The sequence below is a fragment of the Roseateles sp. genome (genome assembly GCF_036404855.1).
Lineage (GTDB): Bacteria > Pseudomonadota > Gammaproteobacteria > Burkholderiales > Burkholderiaceae_C > Pelomonas.
In genome coordinates, this window is record NZ_DASWYS010000062.1 from 1 (window position 1) to 6,034 (window position 6,034).

Sequence of the window (6,034 nt, forward strand, 5' to 3'; positions counted from 1 at the left end):
CGACTTGAACCGCGCGCCACCCAGAATCTTATGAGGATTCTGGTGGAGGTAAGCGGGATCGAACCGCTGACCTCTTGCATGCCATGCAAGCGCTCTCCCAGCTGAGCTATACCCCCGGCGCAAACCGGTCGCAAAAAGAAACGGCCAATAAATTGGCCGTTCGTTTATCGGGCGGACCCGATGGAATCCTTGGCGGAGTGGACGGGGCTCGAACCCGCGACCCCCGGCGTGACAGGCCGGTATTCTAACCAACTGAACTACCACTCCGCGTGGGATGAATTCGATACCGTCTTTCGACAATATCCAAGCTCATCAAACTTGGCGTCCCCTAGGGGATTCGAACCCCTGTAATCACCGTGAAAGGGTGGTGTCCTAGGCCTCTAGACGAAGGGGACTAAACCTTCGCGACTTGAACCGCGCGCCACCCAGAATCTTATGAGGATTCTGGTGGAGGTAAGCGGGATCGAACCGCTGACCTCTTGCATGCCATGCAAGCGCTCTCCCAGCTGAGCTATACCCCCGTGTTTTCGAATCCATCGCAAGCGATCTCTTCGTTAACAGCGCTGTTCAAGCGAGACCAAGAGTATATGACGAAAATCAGACTGCTTGCAAGCGTTCGAGGACTTTTTTCTTGTCGAAGTGCTCCAGCACGGCGTCCAGGCTCGGCGTCTGGGCGCGACCGCACACCAGAACCCGCACCGGAATGGCCAGTTGCGGCATCTTGAGACCGGCGGCGGCGAGAGTTTCCTTCAACGCCTGTTGGATGCCTGCCTTGTTCCACTCGACCAGGCCGGCCAGCCGCTCCGAGAGCTGAGTCAGGGCCGGACGAACGGCGTCGGTGACATGCGCTGCGAGGTCCTCGGCCGTCGGCGCGACGGGCGCGAAGTACATCGAAAGCCAGTCAGCCAGCGCAGCGACAGTGGCGCAGCGGTCCTTGAACAGGCCGACCTTAGGCTGGATCTGGTTGACGGTCACGGCAACGCCCTTGGCGGCCAGTTGCGCCACGACAAGCTCGGCCAGCCGACCTTCGTCGATCTGCTTCACATAGTGACTGTTGACCCAGTCCAGCTTGGCCGGGTCCCACTGCGCCGGGCTCCTGGACAGGTGGGAGCCATCGAACCAGGACACCATCTGCGCCGCGCTGAACAGTTCATCGTCACCATGGCTCCAGCCCAGGCGCGCCAGGTAGTTCAGCATGCCCTCGGGCAGATAGCCGTTGGCGGCATAGTCCATCACGCTGACGGCGCCACGGCGCTTGGACAGCTTCAGGCCGTCGTCGCCCAGGATGATGGGCAGGTGACCAAAGGAAGGCAGCGGCGCGCCCAGCGCGTTGAAGATGTTGATCTGCCAGGGCGTGTTGTTGACGTGCTCGTCGCCGCGAAACACATGGCTGATGCGCATGTCCCAGTCGTCGACGACGACAGCGAAGTTGTAGGTCGGCACGCCATCGGTGCGGGCGATGATGAGGTCATCGATCTCGCGGTTGTTGATGGTGATCTGGCCCTTGACCAGGTCGTCCCAGGTGACATCGCCCTCGACGGGGTTGGCGAAGCGCACAACGGGCTTCACACCCTCGGGCGGCGCCGGCAGCGTCTTGCCGGGCTCCGGGCGCCAGCGGCGGTCGTACAGCGTCTTTTCGCCGCGGGCGCGCTGCGCCTCGCGCATTGCGTCCAGCTCTTCCGGCGTCGCGTAGCAGCGGTAAGCCTTGCCCTCGGCGATCAACTGCTCGATGACGGCCTGGTAACGCTCCAGGCGCTGCATCTGGTAAATCGGGCCCTCGTCATAGGAGAGGCCCAGCCAGTTCATCGCCGCGATGATCTGGTCCACCGAATCCTGCGTGGAACGGGCGACGTCGGTGTCCTCGATGCGCAGCACGAACTCGCCGCCATGGTGGCGCGCATAGGCCCAGGAGTACAGCGCGGTGCGGGCCGTGCCCAGATGCAGAAAGCCGGTCGGCGACGGCGCGATGCGCGTGCGGACCTTGTCGAAAGTGGAAGTCATCGGGTCGTCAAAGTGGAAAGGCCGCGCAGCAGGTCGTCGCAAATGTCGTCGACATGCTCCAAGCCGACGGCCAGGCGGATCAGGCCCTGGCCGATGCCCGCGGCCTGGCGCTGCGCCTCGGTGAGGCGGCCGTGCGAGGTCGTCGCGGGGTGGGTGATGATGGTCTTGGTGTCGCCCAGGTTGGTGGCGATGGAGACGACGCGCGTGCTGTCGATGACGTGGAAGGCCGCGGCGCGCGCAGCCTCCGGGGTGTCACCCTTCACATCGAAGGACACGACCGCTCCACCCTGCCCGCTCTGCTGGCGCATGGCCAGTGCATGCTGCGGATGGGAAGCCAGCCCAGGGTAATGCACGCGCGCAACCTCGGGCCGCGCCTCCAGCCAGCGCGCGACGGCCAGCGCCTGTTCGCTCTGCGCCTTCATGCGCAGCGACAAGGTTTCCAGCCCCTTCAGCACGACCCAGGCGTTGAACGGCGCCAGCGTCATGCCCACCGTACGCAGCACTGGGCCGAAGACATCGCGAATCAAGCGGTTGGGGCCGCACAGCGCGCCTGCCATCACGCGACCCTGGCCGTCCATGTACTTGGTGGCCGAGTGCATCACGATGTCGGCCCCCATCTCGGCGGGACGCTGCAGGGCCGGCGTCGAGTAGGTGTTGTCGACCGCCAGAATGGCGCCGGCACCGCGGGCCAGTTCGGCCAGCGCGCGGACGTCACAGATCTCGGTCAGCGGGTTGGTGGGCGTCTCGGCGAACAGGAGCTTGGTCGTCGGCTTGATGGCCGCACGCCATTCGGCCAGGTCGGTCTGCGAAACGAAGGTGGTCTCGACGCCGAACTTGCCGAACTCCTTGGCAAACAGGTTGATCGTCGAGCCGAACACCGAACGTGAGCAGACGACATGGTCGCCAGCTTTCAGCACGCCCATGCCCAGCAGCAGGATGGCACTCATGCCGGTGGAGGTCGCGATGGCGGCCTCGGTGCCTTCCATGGCGGCCAGGCGGGCCTCCAGGCTGCGCACGGTCGGATTGCTCGTGCGCGAGTAGGTGAAGTCTTCCGAGTTGGAGAACTTGCGCGCGGAAGTCTCGGCGTCCGCCTGCACATAGGCCGTCGTCAGGAACAGGGCCTCGGAGTTCTCGCCATACTGGCTGGGTGCCAGCGCGGTGCGCACGGCCAGGGTCTCGGGCCGCAGGCCTTCTGGGAGGGGACGATGGACGTTGTCGCTCATGCGTTCAGGCCTTTCACAGCTCGCCGGCGCTTTGCAGCGCCAGACGGCTGCGTGCGTCTGCATCCTCTTCGCCCGCCTGGCTGGTGCGCTGCTCGCGCATGGCGGCGAAGTCCTCGAGGCTGACATCCCCCGTCACGTAGTGGCCATCAAAACAGCTCGCCTCGAAGCCAGCCAGCCCCGGGTGCAGCGCGGCAACGACACGCTTCATCGCATCCACATCCTGGTAAATCAGCGCATCGGCACCGATGTACTGGCGGATTTCCTCGATGGTGCGGCCGTGGGCGATCAGCTCCTCCTGCGTCGGCATGTCGATGCCGTAGACGTTGGGAAAGCGCACTGGCGGCGCGGCCGATGCCAGGTAGACCTTGCGGGCGCCTGCGTCGCGCGCCATCTGCACGATCTCCTTGGACGTCGTGCCGCGCACGATGGAGTCGTCCACCAGCAGCACGTTGCGGTTCTTGAACTCCAGTCCGATGGCGTTGAGCTTCTGGCGCACGCTCTTCTTGCGCGCGCCCTGCCCCGGCATGATGAAGGTGCGGCCCACATAGCGGTTCTTCACGAACCCCTCGCGGTAGGGCTTGCCAATGCGGTGAGCCAACTGCATGGCCGACGGGCGGCTGCTCTCGGGGATTGGGATGACGACGTCGATCTCGTTGGGCGGCATCGTCGAGATGACACGTTGCGCCAGCGTCTCCCCCATGTTGAGCCGCGCTTGGTAGACCGAGATGCCATCCATCACCGAGTCCGGGCGCGCCAGATAGACGAACTCGAACATGCAGGGATTGAGCGCAGGGTTGTCATTGCACTGCTCGGTGTAGAGCTGCCCGGACATGTCGATGAACAGGGCCTCGCCGGGCGCTACATCGCGCTCCAGCTGGTGGCCGGTGCCTTCGAGGGCGACACTTTCGCTGGCCACCATGAAGTCGCCGTTGCCCGAGCGGCCGAAGCACAGCGGACGGATGCCGAAGGGGTCGCGGAAGGCCAGCAGGCCGTAGCCGGCGATCAGCGCGATGACGGCGTAGCTGCCCTTGATGCGCTTTTGCACTGCGCGCACGGCGGAGAAGATTTCCTTGGGGGTCAGCGGCAGGTCACGCGCGGCCATCTCCAGCTCGTGCGCCAGCACGTTGATCAGCACCTCGGTGTCGCTCTCGGTGTTGATGTGGCGGCGATCGATGGCGAACAGCTCGTCCTTCAGCGCGTGGGCGTTGGTCAGGTTGCCGTTGTGCACAAGGACGATGCCGAACGGGGCGTTCACGTAGAAGGGCTGGGCCTCTTCCTCGCTGTAGGCGTTGCCAGCCGTTGGATAGCGCACCTGGCCCAGGCCGATGTTGCCGGGCAATGCGCGCATGTTGCGGGTGCGGAAGACGTCGCGCACCATGCCGCGAGCCTTGTGCATGAAGCACTTGTGGCCTTGCATCGTGACGATGCCGGCCGCATCCTGGCCGCGGTGCTGCAGCAGCAGCAGCGCGTCATAGAGCATCTGGTTGACGGGGGAGGCAGCGAGGGTGCCGACGATGCCGCACATGGCAGAGGTCCTTATTCGGTCGATTCCGCCTCAGATGGGGTCATCGAGCGGGAAATAAAACGGGCGATGGGTTCGGGCAGCAGCGGCGCGACGTCGTGCAGCACGCCGGTCAGCACCGGCGCGGCGCGCGAGGCCTGCCAGGTGGTGGACTGGGCCAGCGGCGACGCGCCGATCACCAGCACCAGCAGCAGCGCAATGAAGACGCCACGCAGCGCCCCGAAGCCGGCGCCGCCGAGGCGGTCCAGCGCTGACAGCGGCGTGGCATGGATCAGCATCTTGACGAGGCGGGTGGCCAGACTCCAGACGATCAGCACGAAACAGAAGGCCAGCACCAGCGCGATGAGGTGCACCGCAGCCGGACCGAACTTGCCCTCGGGCAGCATGTCCACCACGAGGGGCGCCAGCGGCGGCGCGGCGAAATAGGCGACGACCCAGCCGGCCAGCGACATGACCTCGAACACGAGGCCGCGCCACAGACCGATGCCGATGGAGATCAGCAGCAACGCGAGCAGCGCGAGGTCGACCCAGCTCAGCGCAACGTCCACGGCAGCGTCCTTACAGCGTCAGGATGGCGCCGGGCAGGCCCGCGCTCTTGAGTTTGGCGGCGGCACGCTCGGCCTCGTCGCGGCTGGCGAACGGGCCCAGGCGCACGCGCACCCGGCGGCCGTCGGACGTGTCCACAGCCTGCGCATAGGTCTTGAGGCCCAGCTTCTCGACCTTGTTGCGCACGTCCTGCGCGGCCTTGTTCTCGCCAAAGGCGCCGACTTGCACGATGAAGCGGCCGGCCGCTGCGGCCGGTGCGGCCGCGGCTTCCTTGCCGTCCAGCAGCGCCTGGGCACGGGCGCCATCGGCGGCGCGGGGCTTGGGCTTGTCGGCGGGCTTCTCGGGATGCTTCTCAGCGACCTTGACGGGCGGCTTCTCGGCCACCGGCTTCTCCGCGGCCTTCTCCGCGGCCTTCTCGACCGGCTTATCAACCGGCTTATCGATGATCTTCTCGGCGACTGCCGGCGGACGGGCCACGGCCGTCACGGGCTCCGGCGTCGAGGCCGGCTCGGCCTGCACCAGCGGCTCCCGTGTCGGGACGCTCAGCGGCGGCGCGGTCTCCTTGCGCGGGATGTCGATGGGCAGGTCCACGGGGATGGGCCGCGGCTGGGATTCGAAGATCAGCGGGAAGCCCACCACGCCAGCCGCTACCAGCACGGCCGCGCCGATGAGGCGGCGGCGCGCGCGGATGCGCAGCACCTGCACGTCGTCGGCTGCAGGAGCCTTTGCGCCGGACTTGGCC

5 protein-coding genes and 4 tRNA genes are annotated in these 6,034 nt (G+C 66.1%); all 9 read right to left on the minus strand.

Features of this window, described 5'->3' with window-relative positions; translation table 11 throughout:
- Positions 1-40: 40 nt before the first annotated feature.
- A tRNA-Ala gene (locus tag VGF12_RS04235) sits at positions 41-116 on the minus strand.
- Positions 117-190: 74 nt separating this feature from the next.
- Positions 191-267: transfer RNA gene (locus VGF12_RS04240), tRNA-Asp, on the minus strand.
- 52 nt (positions 268-319) lie between these two features.
- Positions 320-395 (minus strand) — tRNA-Glu (locus VGF12_RS04245).
- Positions 396-445: 50 nt separating this feature from the next.
- Positions 446-521 (minus strand) — tRNA-Ala (locus tag VGF12_RS04250).
- Positions 522-597: 76 nt separating this feature from the next.
- On the minus strand, positions 598-2,001 hold the full coding sequence (gene gltX / locus VGF12_RS04255; protein WP_331174799.1) for a glutamate--tRNA ligase: 1,404 nt from the start codon (positions 1,999-2,001) through the stop codon (positions 598-600).
- Positions 1,998-3,224, minus strand: coding sequence for an O-succinylhomoserine sulfhydrylase (locus VGF12_RS04260; RefSeq protein WP_331174800.1), 1,227 nt, complete (start codon positions 3,222-3,224; stop codon positions 1,998-2,000). Before VGF12_RS04260 ends, gltX begins: the two co-directional genes overlap by 4 nt.
- A 13-nt stretch (positions 3,225-3,237) precedes the next feature.
- Complete coding sequence (purF, locus tag VGF12_RS04265; protein ID WP_331174801.1) at positions 3,238-4,749, minus strand: amidophosphoribosyltransferase; 1,512 nt, start codon at positions 4,747-4,749, stop codon at positions 3,238-3,240.
- An 11-nt stretch (positions 4,750-4,760) separates the two neighbouring features.
- The gene (locus tag VGF12_RS04270) at positions 4,761-5,294 is read right to left on the minus strand and encodes a CvpA family protein (protein ID WP_331174802.1); all 534 of its coding nucleotides are present in this window, start codon (positions 5,292-5,294) and stop codon (positions 4,761-4,763) included.
- 10 nt (positions 5,295-5,304) lie between these two features.
- The coding region (locus VGF12_RS04275) for an SPOR domain-containing protein (RefSeq protein WP_331174803.1) at positions 5,305-6,034 on the minus strand (730 nt) is incomplete at its 5' end.

Bases quoted from the DNA above. Each gene is read 5' to 3' on its own strand.
- gltX (WP_331174799.1), bottom strand. From the start codon at position 2,001: ATGACTTCCACTTTCGACAAGGTCCGCACGCGCATCGCGCCGTCGCCG.
- VGF12_RS04260 (WP_331174800.1), bottom strand. From the start codon at position 3,224: ATGAGCGACAACGTCCATCGTCCCCTCCCAGAAGGCCTGCGGCCCGAG.
- purF (WP_331174801.1), bottom strand. From the start codon at position 4,749: ATGTGCGGCATCGTCGGCACCCTCGCTGCCTCCCCCGTCAACCAGATG.